Source organism: Microbacterium sp. dk485 (assembly GCF_004570445.1).
In the GTDB taxonomy this organism is placed as follows: Bacteria; Actinomycetota; Actinomycetes; order Actinomycetales; family Microbacteriaceae; genus Microbacterium; species Microbacterium wangchenii.
The window spans coordinates 42133-61288 of record NZ_SPQW01000001.1; the positions used below are offsets into that span (position 1 = coordinate 42133).

Sequence of the window (19156 nt, forward strand, 5' to 3'; positions counted from 1 at the left end):
CCTCACGCTTGACTCCGCCGTTGCCGGGTGGACAACGGTACAACATCCAGTGCTGCCAATCTAAACCCGTGCGCTGGGGAAAGGTTGGGAATCGCCGGATGTAACCGCCCCGAAACAGGTCTTATTCCCCTGCTGCCGTCGCCGCTCACAGCGCCACCAGGGCGCGGCGCACGGCGATCCGGGCGGCTTCGGCACGGATCGCGTCGCGATCACCGCTGAGGACGATCGAGTCCACGCGCGTACCCAGAGGGGTCGACACCGCGATGTGCACCGTTCCCACGGGCTGCCCGTCCGGAGATTCCGGGCCGGCGATTCCGGTCGTCGCGATGCCGACTTCGGCCGCAGCGCCGTCCTGGCCGAGGACCTCCCGCACGCCTTTGGCCATCTGTCGTGCGACGCGCGGATGCACCGCCCCGTGCGCCTCGAGAAGGGCGGCATCCACCCCCAGCACCGTGCGCTTGATGTCGGTCGCGTACGCGACGACACCGCCGCGCACGACGCGCGAGGCCCCGGGCACCGCCACGAGCGAAGAGACCACGAGGCCGCCGGTGAGCGACTCGGCCACCGCGACCGACCAGCCGAGTTCCGCGAGGCGTTCCACGAGGGTGGCCGCGCTCTCGCGAGGATTGCTCGCCAGGGTCTCCTCGAGCTCTTCGGGGAGCTCCATCACGACGCGGTCCTGCGGGAGCGGGCCGCGCGCACCTCTGTGACGATGTAGTCGATGCCGCTGGCGATCGTCAGGAGCACGGCGATGCTCATCGTCACGACGTTCACCCACCACACCGCCCCCGCCCACACCGGGTTGTCGATCAGGGTCGCCAGCGGCGTGAGCGCGAGGGAGAGGGCGACGGCCTGCGCGACGGTCTTGAGCTTGCCCATCCACGCCGCCGCCAGCACGTGGTCGCTGACGACGATGAAGCGATACACCGTGATGCCCACTTCCCGCACCAGGACGACGATCGTCACCCACCACGGCAGCTCGCCGAGGATCGACAGCCCCACGAAGGCGACGCCGGTGAGCGCCTTGTCGGCGATCGGGTCGAGGAGCTTGCCGAGGTCGGTGACGATGTCGTGGCGACGGGCGAGGTAGCCGTCGATGCCGTCGGTGCCGATCGCGACGATGAACAGCACCGCGGCCCACCACCGCAGCGGCCCGTCGGCGCCGCCGTCGGCCAGCAGCATCCACAGGAAGACCGGCGCGCACAGGATGCGGACGATCGTGATCGCGTTGGGCAGCTGCCGCGGGACGGCCATCAGTCGCGCCCCGTCAGCTGCCACGCGTCTTCGCCGTCGTCGTCCTCGTCGACCACCGGCCTGCCCGCGAACTGCGCCTCGACCGGGTCGCCCCCGTACGGGTCGGACCCGGCCGGCTCAGGGACGTCGTCGCCGCGCAGCTTCGCCAGCACCGAGGGGAGCTGCTCGGCCGTGACGAGGACATCGCGGGCTTTCGAGCCCTCCGACGGACCGACGATCTCGCGCGACTCCAGGAGGTCCATGAGGCGACCGGCCTTGGCGAACCCCACTCGGAGCTTGCGCTGGAGCATGGAGGTCGAGCCGAACTGCGTCGAGACGACCAGTTCGGCCGCCGCCAGCAGGAGCTCGAGGTCGTCGCCGATGTCGGCGTCGATCTCCTTCTTCTCCTGTGTGGCGGCGACGTCGGAGCGGTACTCCGGGCGCGCCTGCTGAGTGACGTGGGCGACGACCTTCTCGATCTCGGACTCGCTGACCCACGCGCCCTGGACGCGCAGCGACTTCGAGGCGCCCATCGGCAGGAACAGCCCGTCACCCTGACCGATGAGGCGCTCGGCGCCCGGCTGGTCGAGGATGACGCGGGAGTCGGTCACGCTCGTCACCGCGAACGCCAGACGCGAGGGGACGTTCGCCTTGATGAGGCCCGTGACGACGTCGACCGACGGCCTCTGGGTGGCCAGGACGAGGTGGATGCCGCTGGCGCGTGCCAGCTGCGTGATGCGGACGATCGAGTCCTCGACGTCTCGCGGGGCGACCATCATGAGGTCGGCGAGCTCGTCGACGACCACGAGCAGGTACGGGTAGGGCTTGAGCACACGCTCGCTGCCCGCCGGCAGCTGCAGCTCGCCGGCGACGACGGCCTTGTTGAAGTCGTCGATGTGGCGGAATCCGAACGACGCGAGGTCGTCGTACCGCATGTCCATCTCCTTCACGACCCACTGCAGCGCCTCGGCCGCCTTCTTCGGGTTCGTGATGATGGGCGTGATCAGGTGCGGCACGCCGGCGTACGCGGTCAGCTCGACGCGTTTGGGGTCCACGAGCACCATGCGCACCTCCGACGGCTTCGCGCGCATCAGCAGGCTCGTGATCATGGAGTTGACGAAGCTCGACTTCCCCGAGCCGGTCGAGCCGGCCACCAGGAGGTGGGGCATCTTGGCGAGGTTGGCCACGACGTAGCCGCCGCCGACGTCCTTGCCCACGCCGATGGTCATGGGATGCGTCGAGGCGGCCGCGTTCTGCGACCGCAGCACGTCGCCGAGGGTGACGATCTCGCGGTCGGTGTTGGGGATCTCGACGCCGATCGCGCTCTTGCCGGGGATGGGGGCGAGGATGCGCACCTCGTTGGAGGCGACGGCGTAGGCGATGTTGTTCGTCAGCGCGGTGATGCGCTCGACCTTGACACCCGGTCCGAGCGAGATCTCGTACTGCGTCACTGTCGGCCCGCGGGAGAAACCCGTCACGCGCGCGTCGACGTTGAACTGCGACAGCACGCTCTCGATCGCCGCGACGACGGCGTCGTTGGCGGCCGAGCGCTCCTTGTGCGGCGTACCGGCCGCGAGGGCCGCCACGGAGGGCAGGCGGTAGTTGGCCGCGGGGGGAAGACCCTGGCTGTCGCCGCCGAGGCCGGAGATCCCCGGCAGCTCCTCCGTGGCGGGATCGGGCGCGTCATCGCGCAGCGCCGTCTTACCCGCTGCGGCGCCGGCGAGGGCGGCCGGATCGAACACTTCGGTGAGTGCGTCGGGCGCGGGCACGGGGGGTGCCGGCGGGGTGGGCGGTGGCGCGGGGAAGACCTGCTCGAAGCCGCCCTCCACGGTGCCCGGCGACAGCAGCTGGGTGAGGTCCTGCGAGCCCAGCGACCCGTCGGCGTCCTGCTCGCGCCCGGACTTGTTCCGCCGCCACCACGGCAGCGCCGGCTCGTCGTCGTCGCCGTCGGCAGCGGCTGCGGGGGCCGCGGCCTCCGCCCTGCGCTGTTCGGCGCGGGCCGCACGCTCGGCCGGGTCGGCGCCGAAGAGCCAGTCGTACAGGTCGCCCAGGCGCTGACCGATGCGGTTGGGCGGGGTCTTGGTGAGGATCAGGATGCTGAGCACCGCCACGAGTGCGAGCACGATGTACGCACCCACCGGGGTGAGAAGCAGAGCCAGCGGCTCCCCCACCATCCAGCCGAACAGACCGCCCGCCGTGCTCAGCGCCGGCAGGCCGGCGCTCGGCTGCGGGCGGTCGCCGATGACGTGGCAGAACCCGGCGACGGTCACGACGAACAGGGCGAAGCCGATGCCGATCCGGCCGTTGTCGTGCACGGAGGACGGATGACGGAACAGCCATCCGGCCAGCAGGAGCAGTAGCACGGGGAAGACGAACGCTTCGCGACCGATCAGTCCCCCGACGCTGTAGGCGCTGATCACCGGCGCGATGTCGGTGCCGATGAGGAACCACTCCACCACCGCTCCGGCGGCGGCGAGGAGGACGAGCAGGAGCGGGAACCCGTCGCGACGCTGATCCTTCTCGAGGGTCTCGGGACCGAAAGCGCGGAACATGCCGCCGACGGCGTGCGCCAGCCCCAGCCAGGCGCGAGCGATGACCGGGGGTTTCTCGGGCTCTCCGACGTAGCGTTTGGGGGCGGGGGCCGGCTTGCGCGCGCCACTTTTTGCGGACGCGCGGGCGCCGGTCGTCGGAGTACTGCGGGGCATACTCCCACGGTAGGCGCGGGAGCCGACGTTTGCCCGGATTGACGCGGGACTCAGGCGAGGCGGCTCACGGGAGGCGCTTGACCATCGTGTCGCGCCCGATCCCGGCCTGCGTGACGGCGAACCCCTCCGAGCGGTACAGCGTGGCGGCGAAGTTGCCGCGCTCCACGCTGAGGCTGATGCGGCCGTATCCCTGCGCGCGGGCTTGCTCGCACAGCGCGTGGATCAGGATGCGGCCCACCCCGTGCGACCGCCATAGGGGGCGCACGCCGATCATGAGCTCGGGCACCCCCGTTCCGACGTACCCGAAACCGGGTTCGGTACGCGGGAACATGCGGTACCACGCCGCGCCCACCGGCTCACCCCCGGGCGCCTCGGCGATGACGCCGGCGTCGACCGGCCGCATCCAGCCGGCGAGGTAGCGGAGGTAGTCCTCGCCAGCGAGCAGCTCGTGGCGTGGCCGGTGCGCGCCCGGGCGCCAGTTCGCCGCCTCCACGACCATGTCCGCGAGGAATGCCCCGTCTGCTTGACGGGCCTCGCGGACAGCCGTGGCGGGCATGTTACGCCTCGATCACCAGCGGCACGATCATGGGGCGGCGACGCAGCGTCTGGTTGACCCAGCGTCCGATCGTGCGGCGCACGACCTGCGACATCGCGTGACTGTCGCGCGTGCCCGAGCGGGCGGCCTCGGCGAGGGCGGCGGCGATCTTGGGCTTGACGCTCTCGAAGACCCCCGCATCCTCCGCGAAGCCGCGGGCATGGATCTCCGGCCCCGTGATGATCGCGCCGGTGGCGGCGTCGATGACGACGATGACGGAGATGAACCCCTCCTCGCCCAGGATGCGGCGGTCCTTCAGGTCGGCCTCGGTGATCTCTCCCACCGACGAGCCGTCGACGTAGACGAAGCCCAGATCCAGCTGGCCGACCACTTCGGCCCGCCCGTCGCGCAGGTCCACGACGGTGCCGTTCTCGCCGAGGATCGTGCGCTCTGCGGGGATGCCGGTCTCCTGCGCGAGGCGCGCGTTGGCCATGAGGTGCCGGTACTCGCCGTGGACGGGGAGCACGTTGGCGGGCTTGAGGATGTTGTAGCAGTACAGCAGTTCGCCCGCCGCGGCGTGACCGGAGACGTGCACCTTCGCGTTGCCCTTGTGCACGACGGTCGCCCCGAGCTTGGTGAGCCCGTCGATGACGCGGTAGACGGCGTTCTCGTTGCCCGGGATGAGACTGGAGGCGAGGATCACGGTGTCGCCGGGACCGGGCTCGATCTCGTGGTCGAGGTTCGCCATGCGCGAGAGCACGGCCATGGGCTCGCCCTGCGATCCGGTCGACATGTAGACGATCTGGTTCTCGGGGAGGTCGCGGGCCTTCTTGTAGTCGATCAGGACGCCGTCGGGCACGTTGAGGTAGCCGAGCTCCTCCGCGATGGTCATGTTGCGCACCATGCTGCGGCCGAGCAGCGCCACGCGCCGCCCATGCGCGGCCGCCGCATCCAGCACCTGCTGCACGCGGTGCACGTGGCTGGCGAAGCTCGCGACGATGACGCGCCGGGGCGCCTGCCCGATGACCTGCTCCAGGACAGGGCCGATGCTGCGCTCGGTGGGGGTGAAGCCGGGCACGTCGGCGTTGGTGGAGTCGACCAGGAACAGGTCGACCCCCTCTTCGCCCAGGCGCGCGAAGGCGCGCAGGTCGGTGATGCGCCCGTCCAGCGGCAGCTGGTCCATCTTGAAGTCGCCCGTGGCGAGGACCATGCCCGCGGGCGTGCGGATGGCGACGGCCAGCGCGTCGGGGATGGAGTGGTTCACGGCGACGAACTCGAGGTCGAAGGGCCCGACCTTCTCGCGCTGCCCCTCGGCCACGGTGAGGGTGTAGGGCTTGACCCTGTGCTCTTTGAGCTTGGCCTCGGTGAGGGCGAGGGTCAGGCCGGAGCCGAGGATCGGGATGTCGCGCTTGAGCTTGAGCAGGTACGGCACGGCGCCGATGTGGTCTTCGTGGCCGTGCGTGAGGACGACCCCGACGATGTCGTCGAGGCGGTGCTTGATGGGCTCGAAGTCGGGCAGGATCAGGTCGACGCCGGGCTGGTGCTCCTCGGGGAACAGCACTCCGCAGTCGACGACGAGGAGCTTGCCCTCGTACTCGAAGACGGTCATGTTGCGGCCGACCTCGCCGAGCCCGCCCAGGGGGGTGACCCGCAGGGTCCCCGGGGCCAGCGCAGGCGGATCGTAGACGTTCGTGGGCATTTCAAGCCTCCTCGGATGCCGCGGCATCCTCATTGCGGCCCGCACGCAGCGGGCCCGGTGTCATCGTGTGGTGCCGTGCACCTTGGGCAGGGCACCGCCGGCGGCCGCGTTGCGGTCGGGGCGGAAGTTGGAGAAGTCGGCGCCGGCGACGTCGCGGACGAGTGCGAGCTCGTCCTCGATGATCGCGGCCTCCCACTCCTCCGGCCCCACCAGCGGCAGGCGGACGCGCGGGCTGGTGATGCGGCCCAGCCCGTGCAGGATGTACTTGGCGGCGACCGTGCCGGGCACGTGCGTCATGACGGCGCGGACGAGCGGTTCCAGCGCCTGATGCGCCGCGGTGGCCGCCGCGAGGTCGCCGCGGTTGACCGCATCCACCATCGTCCGGTACGGCGCGGCGGCGATGTTCGCGGTGACGCCGATCAGCCCCGAGGCCCCGATCGACAGGTGCGGCAGGACGTTCGCGTCGTCGCCGGAGAAATACATCAGGTCGGTCTGGTTGAGCACCCGGCTGACCTCGCTGAAGTCGCCCTTGGCGTCCTTGATCGCGAGCACGTTCGGGTGCTTCGCGATGCGCAGGATCGTCTCGTACTTGATCGGCACACCCGTGCGGCCGGGGATGTCGTAGAGGATCACCGGCAGGTCGGTGGCGTCGGCGACGAGGCGGAAGTGCGTGAGGATGCCGGCCTGCGTGGGCTTGTTGTAGTACGGCGTGACGATCATGATGCCGTCGGCGCCGGCCTTCTCACTGGCTTTGTACAGCTCGATGGCGTGCGCGGTCTCGTTCGAGCCGCCGCCGGTGATGATCTTCGCGCGCCCCGCGGCGACGTCCTTGCCCACCTCGACCAGGCGGAGCTTCTCCGGGTCGGTCAGCGTGCTGGTCTCGCCCGTGGTGCCGGTCACGACGATGCCGTCGGCCCCCGCGACGATCACGTCGTCGATGTGCTTCTCCACGGCGGGCCAGTCGACCTCGCCGTCGGCCGTCATCGGAGTGACGAGCGCGACGAGCACCTGCCCGAAGGGATTGCCCGATTGCGTCATGTTCTCAGGGTATCGGTCGTCGCGCCTCCGCCGCTGCGCCCGGCCTGAGCGGTCGCGGCGGCGCGTCAGCGGCCGCGCTCGGCGGCTTTGACCACGACGGCATCGGGCAGGACGCGGGAGAGCGCGACGAGCGCCTTGTACCTCGCCGACGGGATCGAGACCGACCTTCCGCGGGCGACGTCGCGCAGCGACTGGGCGACGACCTCGGGGGCGTTCAGCCACATCCACTCCGGGACGCCCTCGTCGCCGGGAGGCAGGCCCAGGCGCTCGTGGAAGTTCGTGTGGACGAAACCGGGGCACACCGCCGTGACGCTGATCCCGCGGTCGCGGTAGTGCACGTTCGCCCACCTGCTGAAGCTCACCAGCCACGCCTTGGCCGCCCCGTAGGTGCCGCGCGGCACGAGCGCGGCGACGGAGGCGACGTTGACGATCCGTCCGCTCTCGCGTCGCAGCATCCCCGGCAGCACCGCACGGATCAGCCGCATCGGCACCGTCACGTGCATGTCGAGGTGGCGCACCTCGTCCTCGACGTCGTTGGACTCGAAGCCCAGCCGCAGGCCGTAGCCGGCGTTGTTGACGAGCATGTCGATCGGATGCTCCGCATCCGACAGCCGCGCCACCACGCGGTCGCGCTGGCGCGGGTGCAGCAGATCGGCGGCGAGCACTTCCACGCGCACCTCGTGCCGGTCCCGCAGGGACGCCGCGAGCATGGCGAGCGCCTCGCGGTCGCGCGCGACGAGCACGAGGTCCATGCCGCGCCGGGCCAGGTGACGGGCGTACTCGGCGCCCAGGCCCGAGCTCGCGCCGGTGATCAGTGCCGTGCGTGCCATGGCCGCCAGCCTAGGTGTGCGCGCGGCGCGATGCCACGACGGCTACGGGGAGACGCGGCCGTTGGCGTTGAAGGCGGCGTGGGTGAGCGGCATGAGCTCGGTCCACAGCGCTTCCATCTTCTCCGCGCACATCTCGATCTCCCGCTGCGGGAAGGAGGGGAAGTGCGTGCCCTCCACCTTCGTGCGCAGCGACAGGAAGTTCATCAGCGACCGGGCGTTCATCGTCACGTACATCGACGAGTAGATGTTCAGCGGCAGCACGATGCGGGCCACCTCGCGTGCGACGCCGGCTGCCAGCATCCGCTGGTACGCGGAGAAGGCGAACTCGGCCGCATCGCGCGTGGCGGTGTCGACGATCGCGTGCTGCTCGGCGGTGCCGGGGAGGAACTCGTACGCGCCGGGCTTGCCCACCTGCAGGAGGTTGCGCTCGGGCGCGGGGACGTAGAAGACGGGGCGCAGCTCGCGGTAGCGACCTGATTCCTCGTTGTACGAGGCGATGCGGTGGCGCATGAACTCGCGGAACACGAAGATCGGCGCCTGCACGTAGAACGTCATCGAGTTGTGCTCGAACGGCGAGCCGTGCCGGTCGCGCATGAGGTAGTTGATGAGGCCGCGATCGCGCGCGGATGCCTCATTGCCCGACTGCGCCTCCTCGAGGGTCTGCTCCCCCTGCGTGGACACGCGGGCGGCGAAGAGGACATCGGCATCCGACGCGCTGGCTCGCACCAGCTCGACGGTGACGTCACTTCGGAATTCGATCTCGGGGCGGATGTCGGCGTCGCTCACGATGCAACCCTACTGCCGCCGCGAACCCCGCCCCTGCGTGTGAGGTTCGTGTCATCTTGCCGTGCGTTCCCCGCGCACGGGCCCCGACCGCTAGCCTGGACTGCTGATGACGATTCTCGAAGCCTGCCTCGCGCTCGCGGTTCTTCTCGCCGCGGCCTTCGTCGGCGGCCTCGTCTTCCGCCGCAACTCCACGCGTGCGCGCCGCCACATCCCGCATGAGGTGATCCAGCCCGAGCGGCTGGGTGCCGACGGGCTGGGTGAGAACGCGACGCTGCTGCAGTTCAGCACCGAGATGTGCAACCGCTGCCCGGGGGTGCACCGCATGCTGTCGGCCGTCGCCGCCGACCATGAGGGCGTGCGCCACCTCGATGTGGACCTCACCTATCGCCCCGACATCGCCCAGCACTTCCGCGTCCTGCAGACACCGACGACGCTCATCCTGGACCGTGACGGCGCCGTGCAGTCGCGTATCGGCGGAGTGCCCGGTCGCGATGTGCTGGAGCTGGAACTGACCCGGCTGACGGCCGAGACGGCGGATGCCTGAGGAGGGTCCGCGCGGCATCGATCCGCGCGGGCCGCGGTTCACCGCCGCGGTCACCTCACTCCTTCTCGCCGTCGATGTCGTGCTGGCCCTGGCGGGGATCGCGACGGCCCGCATCGCCGCCGACACCGCGTCGTTCGGGTGGTTCGCCTACCAGCCGCTCGCGGACGCCACGTTCTATCCGGGCAGCGTATGGGCCATCCGCGCGGCGTCGCCGCTGGAGCGCATGGCCGACCCGGGGTTCCTGCTCCTCGCCGGAGTCGCCCTGCTCTTCCTGTGGGGCGCGCTCTCCCCGCGCACCGCGCCGTGGGGCGTGCTGTACCGCCGCGTGGTGCAGCCGCGCCTGGCCGCTTCCCGCCACCTCGAGGATCCTCGCCCTCCGCGATTCGCGCAGGGCGTGGGACTGTCCGTCAGCGCCGTCGGGCTGCTGCTGCACGCAGTCGGGGTGCCCTGGGCCCTTCCCCTCGCGGCCGCGCTGGTCTTCGTCGCGTCCTTCCTCAACGCCGCCTTCGGGCTGTGCGTGGGCTGCCGGCTCTACCTGCTGCTGCAGCGGGCGGGCCTCATCGGCCGTGCCCGGCCCGCTTCGGTGTGAGGCACGCGGGCTACCACGCACCCGCTCCGCTGTCGAGTTCTCCCCTCCCCCTCGGCGGACGGTTAGGCTCGCACAAACGCCGCCTCCGCGGCGCGATCGTCCACCCGGGAGGTAACCCATGACCGTCACGAGCGAAGCCACCACCGCCTGGAAGGGCAGCCTGCAGGATGGCTCCGGCCAGGTCTCGCTCGCCACGTCCCACGTCGGCACGTTCGACGTCAACTGGAAGGCCCGCGCGGAGGGCTCCGGTTCCGTCACGACGCCGGAGGAACTGCTGGCCGCGGCCCACTCCGCGTGCTTCAGCATGGCGCTCTCGCACGCACTGAGCGAGAACGGCACTCCCCCGCAGTCCGTCGACGCCACCGCATCCGTCACGTTCAAGCCGGGCACCGGCATCACCGGCAGCCACCTGAACGTCAACGCCGTCGTCCCGGGCATCGACGCCGAGACCTTCGAGCGCATCGCCTCGGACGCCAAGACCAACTGCCCCGTCTCGCAGGCTCTCGCCGGGATCGAGATCACCCTCGAGGCGACGCTTGCCTGAGAGCCCCCGCATCGTCGTCGGGGGCGCTTCCGGACTCATCGGAAGCGCCCTCGTCGACGCGCTGCGCGCCGACGGCGTGCAGGTGACGACGCTCGTGCGCCGGCCGGCGGCCGCGCCGGACGAGGTGGAGTGGCTGACCGGGCCCGAGCCGCTGCACCCGGACGTGCTCGCGGGAGCTGCGGCCGTCGTCGGGCTCAACGGGGCCAGCATCGGCCGCTTCCCCTGGACGTCGGGGTATCAGAGCACCCTGCTGTGGTCACGGGTGACGCCGACCCGCACGCTCGCGACGGCGCTGCGGAAGCTGGGGCCGGATGCTCCGGCCTTCGTGAGCGCGTCGGCGGTGGGCTACTACGGCTCCGCGCCGGGCCGTCGCCTGACCGAGGCGGCGCCGCGGGGCACCGGCTTCCTAGCCGACCTGTGCGGCGAATGGGAGAACGCGGCGCAGGCGGCGGGGCCGCACGCACGTGTCGCGCTGCTGCGCACCGCTCCCCTCGTGCACCCGCAGGGGGTCCTCAAGCCCCTCCTGCTGCTGACCCGCCTCGGGCTGGCCGGCCCGATCGGCCGCGGCACGCAGGTGTGGCCGTGGATCTCGCTCGAGGACGAGGTGCGCGCCATCCGGCACGTGATCGACGGATCCCTCGAGGGGCCCGTCAACCTCGCCGGCCCTACGCGTGCCACCGCCAACGACCTCGGGTTCGCCCTGGCGCGGCGGATGAACCGCCCCTACGCGCTGCGCGCCCCTGCGTGGGCTATGCGCGTGGTCCTCGGGCCGGACGCGACCGACGCGATCCTCACCTCCGACGCCCATGTCGTGCCCGAGGTGCTCGAACGCACCGGCTTCGCCTTCACACACCCCACCGTCGAATCCGTGATCGACGCCGTGGTGCCGCGCGCGGCCTGAGACCGCCGCCGCTCAGGCGCCCCCGCGCTCCGAGCGCTCGAGCCGGATGGCGTGGCGGATCGCCTCGCGCGCGCGCCTGCGGTCGGAGGCGGCATCGTAGGCGAGACCCAGGCGGTACCACGCGCGCCAGTCCTGCGGCTTGTCCTCCACCTCGGCGCGGTACTGCGGGAACACCGCGTCGCCGTCCTCGCGCACGACCCGGCCGCTCGGGCGCACCGCGACCTCGTCGTCGGGGAGGGCGCCGTCCTGCTCCAGCCGGCGGCCGAGTCGATCGGCGCACCAGCCGAACCACAGTTCGCGCCCCAGTGCCCACACCGCCAGCAGCGGCAGGACGATCAGGGCGATCCCCAGCGCGATGCCGACGGGTTCGCCGCTGGCCAGGAGCAGCCACGCGCGCTGGCCCACCAGCACGATGTACAGCAGCAGCAGCGCCGCCATCACGGCGACGCCGATCCGCGCGCTCATACCGGCGTCGCGCGTGCCGCTTGGCCGGACAGGCCGTCCACGGGCGGTACGGCGGGCGGGCGGTGGGCGCGCGTGCGCACGCCGATGTCGACGAAGCTGTCCAGCCCCACGGCCACGCCCTCCGCGTCGCGCGCGGCGGCCAGGGCGATGCGGATGCCCGGTGCGTAGGCGAGGGCGGGGTCGATCGTGTCGTGGACGATCGTGACGGATTCGCCCGGCCCCGACAGCACGACCTCCTGGCGGGCGATCACGCCGGGCCGGCGCAGCGAGTGCACGGGCACGCTGGCGACCTGCTGGCCGCGGGCGCGCTGGTCCACGTGCGGGGATTCGACAGGTCCGACCTCCGCCCGTGCCGCCGCGATCATCTCCGCCGTCCGCACGGCCGTGCCGCTGGGCGAGTCGACCTTGGTCTCGCGGTGCGCCTCGACGATCTCGACGGACGGGAACAGGGGCGCGGCGGCGGCGGAGAGGGCGCTGGCGACCACGGAGCCGAGCGAGAAGTTGGGGACGAACACCGCTCCCGTCCCGGCGGCATCCACGAGCGGGCGTACCAGCGCGATCCGCTCGCTGGACCACCCCGACGTGCCCACGAGGATGTTGACGCCGCGCTCGATCGCGGCGCGCACGACGTCGATGGAGACGGCAGGTGTGGAGGCGTCCACGACCAAGTCGGCGCCATCCAGTTCGTCCAGGCTCGAGGACGAGGACAGCACGGCGGACACCTCGAAACCCGGCTCGTCCTCGACCACCGCGCGGATGACGCCGCCCAGCTTGCCGGTACCGCCCACGATGGCCACGCGCGTCGTCATGACTCCAGCCTAAGTGGCTACCCTCGGAGCATGGTCACCATCCGCCCCGTCGCCGTGGACTCCCGCGACGCGCACGCGCTCCTGGAGGAGTACTTCGCGCTGCGCGCCTCGATCTTCCCCGGCGGCGGCTACCGCATCACCTTTCCCGCCCCCGACAGCTTCCGCGAACCCGAGGGGGTGTTCCTCGTCCTCTACGACGGCGAAGAGCCCGCCGGCTGCGCCGGTATCCGACGCCTCGAGGACGGGGCGCTGAGGCCGCGGTTCGAGGTCAAGCACCTGTACGTGTGCGACGCGGGGCGAGGCCGCGGGTGGGGCCGCATGCTGCTGCAGGATCTCGAGCGACGTGCCGTGGAGGCCGGGGGCGCGGAGATGGTGCTCGACACGCACCACACGCTGGATGCCGCCGGCTCGCTCTACGAGCGGTCGGGCTATGTCCCCACGGAGCCGTACAACGACAACGCCAACGCGACCCGCTGGTATGCCAAGCCGCTGGCGTGACCCGGGTGGGCCGCATCCGCCCGCCGAGAGTGCATCGAACCGGCGAATGCGCACGGAATCCGGTGCACTCTCGCCGAGATGATGCACGTTCGGCGAGGGGAGACAGCGGCTAGACCGGGCTGGGCTCGGGGAGGCCGGTACGCAGCTCGAAGGGCAGGTGGGCCAGGTCGTTGTGGGCCAGGAGCGTCCACGGACGGCCCGGCTTCTGCGCGATGACGGTGAGTCCGCAGTGGGCCTGATTCAGGGTCATCCACCGCCAGTCGGGCGCTCCCAGCACCTCGCGCACGAACCAGGCGATCACGAAGTTGTGTGTGATGAGCAGTTCGTGCACCTCGCCGGGGCGGCGCGCGAGGAACTCCGTCGTCGCATCCGCCATCTGTGCCCGACCCGCGTCGATCTCGGCCTCGGTGATCGAGCCGAAGAACGGCTCGTACGCCGACGGGGTCTCCCCCGTCATGCCCGTGGGGATGCAGTCGAACAGCAGCGCCGAAGGTGACGGCGACACCGCGGGAAGCCGCTCGGCCACGGCCACGGCCGTCTGCTCCGCGCGCTGCAGGGGTGAATGCCGCACGGCATCCAGCGGGACCCCCGACAGCCGGTCGGCGATCGCCGCGGCCTGCCGCAGCCCGCGCGGGGACAGGGGGCCGTCGACGAGTCCGTGCTCGGCGTCCAGATGCTCGCCGTGCCGCACGAGGTAGATGTAGTGCGTCACGTCAGCTCACTTCGTCGTCGGTCCGCGCTCGAAAGCACGCCACCAGCCTATGACAGGGAGTGCGCGATCAGGCGGAGGCGCGGGCGATGTCGGACAACTGAGCGCGGCTCAGGCGCGCCCCCACGCCCTGCACGAGTTCTTCCACATGCTCGGGCGCGAAGGCGTTGACGATGGGGGCGACGACGATCCGCTGGGCCAGCAGCCACGCGATCGCCACGGCGGCCACCGGGACGCACAGCTCTTCCGCGACGCCGTCCAGCGCGCGCAGCGTGCGGCTTCCCCGGCGGGTCAGGCTCGCCGCCAGCTGCGCACCCCGTACCGAGCGCACCTCGCGCGAGCGGCGGCGCTGGGCACCGGCGAGGAAGCCGTGCTCGAGGGCGTGCGACGGCGTCACGGCCATGCTCTGGGCACCGGCGACCAGGCGCAGGTCGCCCTCGAACTCCTCACGGCGCAGCAGGTTGTACGGCACGTCGAGCACCGTGATTCGGGGGTACCCGGCAGAGGCCAGGATGCGGGCTTCCACGAGCTGCGACGCGGTGTATCCGTACGCGGCCACGGCGCGCACCTTGCCCGATTCCACCAGCCATTCGGCCGTCGCGAGGGTGTCTTCCAGCGCCATCGCGTCGCCGGCCTTGGCGTCGAGGTACAGCACGTCGATCCGGTCGGTGCCGAGCCGCTGCAACGACGCCTCGACGGCGCGCACGAGGTTGACCGAGCCGAGCCCCGGGTTGTCGGGGTGGCGGCCGATGCGCACCGCCACGACCATCGCGTCACGCGTGCCGCGCGATCGCATCCACTGACCGATGATGTATTCGCTGCGCCCCGCGGAGAAGTTGTCGGCGGTGTGGACCATGTTCCCGCCCAGCTCGACATACCTGTCGAGGATGCCGTGGCTGGCTTCCACGTCGACGTTCCACCCGAACTCGGCGCCGCCCAGGGCCAGGGGGAACACGTTCAGGCCGGTCTCCCCCAGCGGCACGCGCACGCCCTCGCCGATGGCGGGGCCTTGCACGGGGATCGGCGCGGACGGATGCGACGGCGCGAAGCGGCGCAGACTGGCGGAGGCCCGTCGACCGACGCTCGAGCCCGACATGGTGCGCTCCCAGGTGAAGGCCGGTGAGCGGATCCCGATGAGCCGCACGCCCGGCGTATTACGAGGCTAGGGCGTGCCTGGGACACTCCCGCCCATTGCGGCGGCTCGTCGGTAAACATTGCATAACGCTTTCGTGTACGACGATGCCCGCCCCGCCGGAGCGGGACGGGCATCGATCGTGCGAGAGCGGATCAGACCTCGGCGGGCGCCTCGGTCGCGGCCTCGGCGGGCGCGTCGGACGCGGCCTCCTCGGTCACCGGCTCCAGCGACAGCTTGCCGCGGTCGTCGATCTTCGTGATGCGCACGAGGATCTTCTGGCCGACGGAGAGCACGTCTTCGACGTTCTCCACGCGCTTGCCGCCGGCGAGCTTGCGGACCTCGCTGACGTGCAGCAGGCCGTCCTTGCCGGGCAGGAGCGAGATGAACGCGCCGAACGTCGCGATCTTGACGACGGTTCCGAGGAACTGCTCGCCGATCTCCGGGTTCGTCGGGTTCGCGATCGCGTTGACCTGCGCGCGGGCGGCCTCGGCCGAGGGGCCGTCGGTGGCGCCGATGTAGACGGTGCCGTCCTCCTCGATGGAGATGTCGGCGCCGGTGGCGTCCTGGATCGCGTTGATCGTCTTGCCCTTGGGGCCGATCAGCTCGCCGATCTTGTCGACGGGGATCTGGACGCTGATCACGCGAGGCGCGGTCGGGGCCATCTCATCCGGCGCGTCGATCGCGGAGTTCAGCACGTTCAGGATCGTGATCCGGGCTTCGTGGGCCTGCTGCAGCGCGGCGGTCAGCACCGACGACGGGATGCCGTCGAGCTTCGTGTCGAGCTGGATCGCGGTGACGAAGTCGCTGGTACCGGCCACCTTGAAGTCCATGTCGCCCAGGGCGTCTTCGGCGCCGAGGATGTCGGTCAGCGCGGCGTAGCGCGTCTGGCCGTCGACCTCGTCCGACACGAGCCCCATCGCGATGCCGGCGACGGGCGCGCGCAGCGGCACACCCGCGTTCAGCAGCGAGAGGGTCGAGGCGCACACCGAGCCCATGGAGGTGGAGCCGTTGGAACCGAGGGCCTCGGAGACCTGACGGATCGCGTACGGGAACTCCTCGCGGCTGGGCAGCACCGGCACGAGGGCGCGCTCGGCGAGGAAGCCGTGCCCGATCTCGCGACGCTTGGGGCTGCCCACGCGACCGGTCTCACCGGTCGAGTACGGCGGGAAGTTGTAGTGGTGCATGTAACGCTTGTGCGTCACCGGCGACAGCGAGTCGATCTGCTGCTCCATCTTGAGCATGTTCAGCGTGGTGACACCCAGGATCTGGGTCTCCCCGCGCTGGAAGATCGCCGAGCCGTGCACGCGCGGGATGACCTGCACCTCCGCATCCAGCGGACGGATGTCGGCCAGGCCGCGGCCGTCCATGCGGACGCCCTCGGTGAGGATGCGGCTGCGCACGATGAGCTTGGTGACCGCCTTGTAGGCGGCCGAGAACTCCAGCGTCGCGACGGCGGGCAGGTCGCCCGCCTCGACGGCGGCGAGAAGCTCCGCCTTGACGGCATCCTTCAGCGCGTCATCGGCGTCCTGGCGCTGGATCTTGTCGGCGATCTGGTAGATCGGCACGAGCTTGTCGTAGGCGAGGCCCGCCACGAAGTCGTACGTCTCCTTGCTGTAGGGCAGGAAGACCGGGAACTCCTTGATCGGCTTGGCCGCGGTGTTGGCCACGACGTTCTGCGCGGCGACGAGCTCCTTGAGGAACGGCTTGGCCGCCTCCAGGCCCTCTGCCACGACCTGCTCGTTGGGCTTGGTCGCGCCGGCCTTGATGAGGTTCCAGCTGCTCTCGGTGGCCTCGGCCTCGACCATCATGATCGCGACATCTTCCTTGCCGTCGGCATCCGTGACGACGCGGCCGGCGACGATGAGGTCGAAGACGGCCTCCTCCAGCTGCGCGGCGGTGGGGAATGCGATCCACTGGTCGGCCTGCTCGCCGGAGCCGGGCATGAGCGCGAGGCGCACACCGGCGATCGGACCGGAGAACGGCAGACCCGAGATCTGGGTCGACAGCGACGCGGCGTTGATGGCCAGGGCGTCGTAGAACTCGCCCGGCGCGATGGAGAGCACCGTGACGACGATCTGGACCTCGTTGCGCAGGCCCTCGACGAACGACGGACGCAGCGGACGGTCGATCAGGCGGCACACCAGGATCGCCTCGGTCGAGGGGCGGCCCTCGCGGCGGAAGAACGAGCCGGGGATCTTGCCGGCGGCGTACGAACGCTCTTCGACGTCGACGGTCAGCGGGAAGAAGTCGAAGCCTTCACGCGGGTGCTTGCCGGCGCTGGTGGCCGACAGGAGCATCGTCTCCTCGTCGAGGTACGCGGCCACGGCGCCCTGCGCCTGCTGCGCGAGACGGCCGGTTTCGAATCGGACGGTGCGGGTGCCGAATCGGCCGTTGTCGAGAACAGCTTCGGCGGCGGTGATTTCTGGACCTTCCAAGAGGTCCCTCCTTCTTTGTTTAGACTCGCACGCCCGTATGACGGCGAGGCATTCGAAGGAGCAGGAACAGGCAGAAGGGTGCGCGACGACGACGGTCGCTGCGCTGCCGGGCGACTGGCCACCAGTAGACGACCACCATCCGGCACGGATGGGGATCCACCACAGGGGACCAGCGTCTGCCGGCCTGCTCCACAGCTCGTATGAAATTGAGCGGCTGCCGGAATCGGCAACACCGCACAGCCTAACAGGAGGCCGCCTGCAGACGCCTGAACGCCGCTCGTTTCCCGCAGGTGCGCCGCCGGCGCCCGTCCCCTAACGTGACCTCATGGGTCACTTCCGTCACATCGGCATCACGTGTGCCGTCGTGGTGGCGCTCATCCTGCCCGCCACCGCCGCCTCCGCAACGGGGCCACGCCCCGTTCGGGCCGCGACGGTCGCCGAACTGCAGGCCGAGATCGGCGCGGCGGAGTCGTCCTCCGCATCCGCAGCGCTCCGTGCCCTGACCGCGGCGGAGGCCGCCGCGAGGGCGAGGGCGGAGGCGGATGCGGCTTCCGCGCGCTCAGCCGCGCTGGCCGTGCAGGCGGCGGAGGCCGAAGAGGAGGCAGGTGTTCGCCGTGCGCGCCTGGGTGCGATCGCGTCGGGCCTGTACCGCTCCGCCGGTGACGGGCCGATCCTCGCGCAGCTGCTGACCACCGCCGATCCCGACTCCCTCCTCGGGCGGCTCGGCGTGCTGGAGCGGGTGGGTCAGGCTTCGGCCCGGTCGGCCCACGCCGCCCGGGCCGCCGCGGGCGTGGCCGCCTCGATCCAGGAGCAGGCCGACACCGCCGCCGCGGAGCGCGAGCGCCTCGCCGTCGCCGCCGAAGCCGCCGCAGCGACCGCACGCAGCGAGGCGGACGCCGAGGCTGCTGCCGTCGCCTCCGCCGCATCCGCCCTCGACCGCGCGTACGCCCGCCTGGCCACTGCGCGCGGCACGACGCCCGCGCGGGAGAAGCAGGCGCATCTGACCGAGCGGGCGGAGGCGGATGCGGCCGCCCCCGGTGGCGCGGGAGCCGGCGGAGGCGGCCGGGGCGACGCGGCGCCACCCCCACCCGCGCCCGGACCGCCACCGGCACCGGTCCCTCCGCCACCCGGCGCGGGCCCGGTGATGTCGCCCGCCCAGGCCCAGGCCCACGCGCGCACGGCGATCTCGCGGTACGGCTGGGGCGAGGATCAGTTCTCGTGCCTGGTGCGGCTGTGGAATCGCGAGTCGGGCTGGCGCGCCGAGGCGCTGAACCGCTCCAGCGGCGCGTACGGGATCCCACAGGCCCTGCCGGCGGAGAAGATGGCCTCGGCGGGGCCGGACTGGCGCACCAACGCCACGACGCAGATCGCGTGGGGACTTGCCTACATCAAAGCCAGGTACGCCAGCCCGTGCGGCGCGTGGGACCACTCCGAACGCACCGGGTGGTACTGACCACGGCGGCGCGCTTAGGGTGGGGACATGAGCACTGAGGACAAGCCTGCGGGCAGCGCATCCGATGAGATGAAGCGAAAGTTCCGCGAGGCGCTCGACAAGAAGAACGCCGCCAGCCGCTCCGGTGAGGCGCACCTGGACGGCGACTCGGCCGTCCACGGCACACACGGTGCGATCGGCAGCAAGCGGGAGTTCCGCCGCAAGAGCGGCTGACCCCCGCCTGCACGCCGACATCTCTCGCGCAGGCC

Annotated in this window: 20 protein-coding genes; 7 read left to right on the forward strand and 13 right to left on the reverse strand. The window is 71.2% G+C overall.

The genetic code is table 11. From position 1 onward, the window contains the following. Positions 1–145: 145 nt before the first annotated feature. From E4V99_RS00225 to thyX, 8 genes are all read right to left on the reverse strand, one after another. A complete protein-coding gene (locus E4V99_RS00225; RefSeq protein ID WP_135071004.1) occupies positions 146–667 on the reverse strand; it encodes a CinA family protein in 522 nt (173 codons plus the stop codon). Then, on the reverse strand, positions 667–1254 hold the full coding sequence (gene pgsA, locus E4V99_RS00230; protein ID WP_135064943.1) for a CDP-diacylglycerol--glycerol-3-phosphate 3-phosphatidyltransferase: 588 nt from the start codon (positions 1252–1254) through the stop codon (positions 667–669). Before pgsA ends, E4V99_RS00225 begins: the two co-directional genes overlap by 1 nt. Next, positions 1254–3938 carry a DNA translocase FtsK gene (locus E4V99_RS00235; protein WP_135116022.1) on the reverse strand — a complete coding sequence of 895 codons (2685 nt, stop codon included), beginning with the start codon at positions 3936–3938 and terminating at the stop codon, positions 1254–1256. Before E4V99_RS00235 ends, pgsA begins: the two co-directional genes overlap by 1 nt. Before the next feature lie 64 nt (positions 3939–4002). Next, positions 4003–4494 carry a GNAT family N-acetyltransferase gene (locus E4V99_RS00240; protein WP_135116023.1) on the reverse strand — a complete coding sequence of 164 codons (492 nt, stop codon included), beginning with the start codon at positions 4492–4494 and terminating at the stop codon, positions 4003–4005. A gap of 1 nt (position 4495) precedes the next feature. Beyond that, complete coding sequence (locus E4V99_RS00245) at positions 4496–6172, reverse strand: ribonuclease J (RefSeq protein WP_135064934.1); 1677 nt, start codon at positions 6170–6172, stop codon at positions 4496–4498. Positions 6173–6232: 60 nt separating this feature from the next. After that, a complete protein-coding gene (gene dapA, locus E4V99_RS00250) occupies positions 6233–7210 on the reverse strand; it encodes a 4-hydroxy-tetrahydrodipicolinate synthase (protein WP_135064931.1) in 978 nt (325 codons plus the stop codon). Between the two features lie 65 nt (positions 7211–7275). Further along, the gene (locus tag E4V99_RS00255) at positions 7276–8040 is read right to left on the reverse strand and encodes an SDR family oxidoreductase (protein ID WP_135116024.1); all 765 of its coding nucleotides are present in this window, start codon (positions 8038–8040) and stop codon (positions 7276–7278) included. A 42-nt stretch (positions 8041–8082) separates the two neighbouring features. Then, on the reverse strand, positions 8083–8826 hold the full coding sequence (thyX, locus tag E4V99_RS00260; protein WP_240742834.1) for an FAD-dependent thymidylate synthase: 744 nt from the start codon (positions 8824–8826) through the stop codon (positions 8083–8085). Between the two features lie 106 nt (positions 8827–8932). On the opposite strand from thyX, the gene E4V99_RS00265 reads away from it, so the two are divergent. The 4 genes from E4V99_RS00265 to E4V99_RS00280 all read left to right on the forward strand — a co-directional run bounded on the left by E4V99_RS00265 (position 8933) and on the right by E4V99_RS00280 (position 11404). Further along, positions 8933–9370 (forward strand): thioredoxin family protein, encoded by a 438-nt coding sequence (locus E4V99_RS00265; protein ID WP_135064925.1) that lies wholly within the window; start codon positions 8933–8935, stop codon positions 9368–9370. Beyond that, positions 9363–9959 carry a DUF4395 domain-containing protein gene (locus tag E4V99_RS00270; protein ID WP_135116025.1) on the forward strand — a complete coding sequence of 199 codons (597 nt, stop codon included), beginning with the start codon at positions 9363–9365 and terminating at the stop codon, positions 9957–9959. The genes E4V99_RS00265 and E4V99_RS00270 overlap by 8 nt, the downstream gene beginning before the upstream one ends. A gap of 118 nt (positions 9960–10077) precedes the next feature. Beyond that, entirely contained in the window at positions 10078–10503 is a 426-nt protein-coding gene (locus E4V99_RS00275; protein ID WP_135064919.1) for an OsmC family peroxiredoxin, read from the forward strand. Continuing rightward, a complete protein-coding gene (locus E4V99_RS00280) occupies positions 10496–11404 on the forward strand; it encodes a TIGR01777 family oxidoreductase (protein WP_135064916.1) in 909 nt (302 codons plus the stop codon). The genes E4V99_RS00275 and E4V99_RS00280 overlap by 8 nt, the downstream gene beginning before the upstream one ends. 12 nt (positions 11405–11416) lie before the next feature. Here E4V99_RS00280 and E4V99_RS00285 read toward each other — a convergent pair whose 3' ends face one another. After that, the gene (locus E4V99_RS00285) at positions 11417–11869 is read right to left on the reverse strand and encodes a hypothetical protein (protein ID WP_135064913.1); all 453 of its coding nucleotides are present in this window, start codon (positions 11867–11869) and stop codon (positions 11417–11419) included. Then, on the reverse strand, positions 11866–12678 hold the full coding sequence (gene dapB, locus E4V99_RS00290) for a 4-hydroxy-tetrahydrodipicolinate reductase (RefSeq protein WP_135064910.1): 813 nt from the start codon (positions 12676–12678) through the stop codon (positions 11866–11868). Before dapB ends, E4V99_RS00285 begins: the two co-directional genes overlap by 4 nt. 30 nt (positions 12679–12708) lie before the next feature. Here dapB and E4V99_RS00295 point away from each other — a divergent pair, with 30 nt between their 5' ends. Continuing rightward, positions 12709–13176 (forward strand): GNAT family N-acetyltransferase, encoded by a 468-nt coding sequence (locus E4V99_RS00295; protein ID WP_135116026.1) that lies wholly within the window; start codon positions 12709–12711, stop codon positions 13174–13176. 109 nt (positions 13177–13285) lie between these two features. Here E4V99_RS00295 and E4V99_RS00300 read toward each other — a convergent pair whose 3' ends face one another. The 3 genes from E4V99_RS00300 to E4V99_RS00310 all read right to left on the reverse strand — a co-directional run bounded on the left by E4V99_RS00300 (position 13286) and on the right by E4V99_RS00310 (position 17455). After that, positions 13286–13888 (reverse strand): histidine phosphatase family protein, encoded by a 603-nt coding sequence (locus E4V99_RS00300; protein ID WP_135064904.1) that lies wholly within the window; start codon positions 13886–13888, stop codon positions 13286–13288. Positions 13889–13955: 67 nt separating this feature from the next. Continuing rightward, positions 13956–14981 carry an aldo/keto reductase gene (locus E4V99_RS00305; RefSeq protein ID WP_135116027.1) on the reverse strand — a complete coding sequence of 342 codons (1026 nt, stop codon included), beginning with the start codon at positions 14979–14981 and terminating at the stop codon, positions 13956–13958. A 191-nt stretch (positions 14982–15172) separates the two neighbouring features. Continuing rightward, a complete protein-coding gene (locus E4V99_RS00310) occupies positions 15173–17455 on the reverse strand; it encodes a polyribonucleotide nucleotidyltransferase (RefSeq protein ID WP_135064901.1) in 2283 nt (760 codons plus the stop codon). Between the two features lie 325 nt (positions 17456–17780). Here E4V99_RS00310 and E4V99_RS00320 point away from each other — a divergent pair, with 325 nt between their 5' ends. After that, complete coding sequence (locus E4V99_RS00320) at positions 17781–18908, forward strand: hypothetical protein (RefSeq protein ID WP_167747744.1); 1128 nt, start codon at positions 17781–17783, stop codon at positions 18906–18908. 27 nt (positions 18909–18935) lie between these two features. Then, on the forward strand, positions 18936–19121 hold the full coding sequence (locus E4V99_RS00325; protein ID WP_135064892.1) for a DUF5302 domain-containing protein: 186 nt from the start codon (positions 18936–18938) through the stop codon (positions 19119–19121). Positions 19122–19156 lie beyond the last annotated feature (35 nt).

Excerpts from the sequence above, each read along its gene's own strand:
- E4V99_RS00325 (WP_135064892.1), top strand. The coding sequence starts at position 18,936 with ATGAGCACTGAGGACAAGCCTGCGGGCAGCGCATCCGATGAGATGAAG.
- dapA (WP_135064931.1), bottom strand. The coding sequence starts at position 7,210 with ATGACGCAATCGGGCAATCCCTTCGGGCAGGTGCTCGTCGCGCTCGTC.
- E4V99_RS00240 (WP_135116023.1), bottom strand. The coding sequence starts at position 4,494 with ATGCCCGCCACGGCTGTCCGCGAGGCCCGTCAAGCAGACGGGGCATTC.
- E4V99_RS00295 (WP_135116026.1), top strand. The coding sequence starts at position 12,709 with ATGGTCACCATCCGCCCCGTCGCCGTGGACTCCCGCGACGCGCACGCG.
- pgsA (WP_135064943.1), bottom strand. The coding sequence starts at position 1,254 with ATGGCCGTCCCGCGGCAGCTGCCCAACGCGATCACGATCGTCCGCATC.
- E4V99_RS00245 (WP_135064934.1), bottom strand. The coding sequence starts at position 6,172 with ATGCCCACGAACGTCTACGATCCGCCTGCGCTGGCCCCGGGGACCCTG.
- E4V99_RS00235 (WP_135116022.1), bottom strand. The coding sequence starts at position 3,938 with ATGCCCCGCAGTACTCCGACGACCGGCGCCCGCGCGTCCGCAAAAAGT.
- E4V99_RS00320 (WP_167747744.1), top strand. The coding sequence starts at position 17,781 with ATGGGTCACTTCCGTCACATCGGCATCACGTGTGCCGTCGTGGTGGCG.
- dapB (WP_135064910.1), bottom strand. The coding sequence starts at position 12,678 with ATGACGACGCGCGTGGCCATCGTGGGCGGTACCGGCAAGCTGGGCGGC.
- E4V99_RS00225 (WP_135071004.1), bottom strand. The coding sequence starts at position 667 with ATGGAGCTCCCCGAAGAGCTCGAGGAGACCCTGGCGAGCAATCCTCGC.
- E4V99_RS00265 (WP_135064925.1), top strand. The coding sequence starts at position 8,933 with ATGACGATTCTCGAAGCCTGCCTCGCGCTCGCGGTTCTTCTCGCCGCG.
- E4V99_RS00285 (WP_135064913.1), bottom strand. The coding sequence starts at position 11,869 with ATGAGCGCGCGGATCGGCGTCGCCGTGATGGCGGCGCTGCTGCTGCTG.
- E4V99_RS00275 (WP_135064919.1), top strand. The coding sequence starts at position 10,078 with ATGACCGTCACGAGCGAAGCCACCACCGCCTGGAAGGGCAGCCTGCAG.
- E4V99_RS00270 (WP_135116025.1), top strand. The coding sequence starts at position 9,363 with ATGCCTGAGGAGGGTCCGCGCGGCATCGATCCGCGCGGGCCGCGGTTC.
- E4V99_RS00255 (WP_135116024.1), bottom strand. The coding sequence starts at position 8,040 with ATGGCACGCACGGCACTGATCACCGGCGCGAGCTCGGGCCTGGGCGCC.
- E4V99_RS00305 (WP_135116027.1), bottom strand. The coding sequence starts at position 14,981 with ATGTCGGGCTCGAGCGTCGGTCGACGGGCCTCCGCCAGTCTGCGCCGC.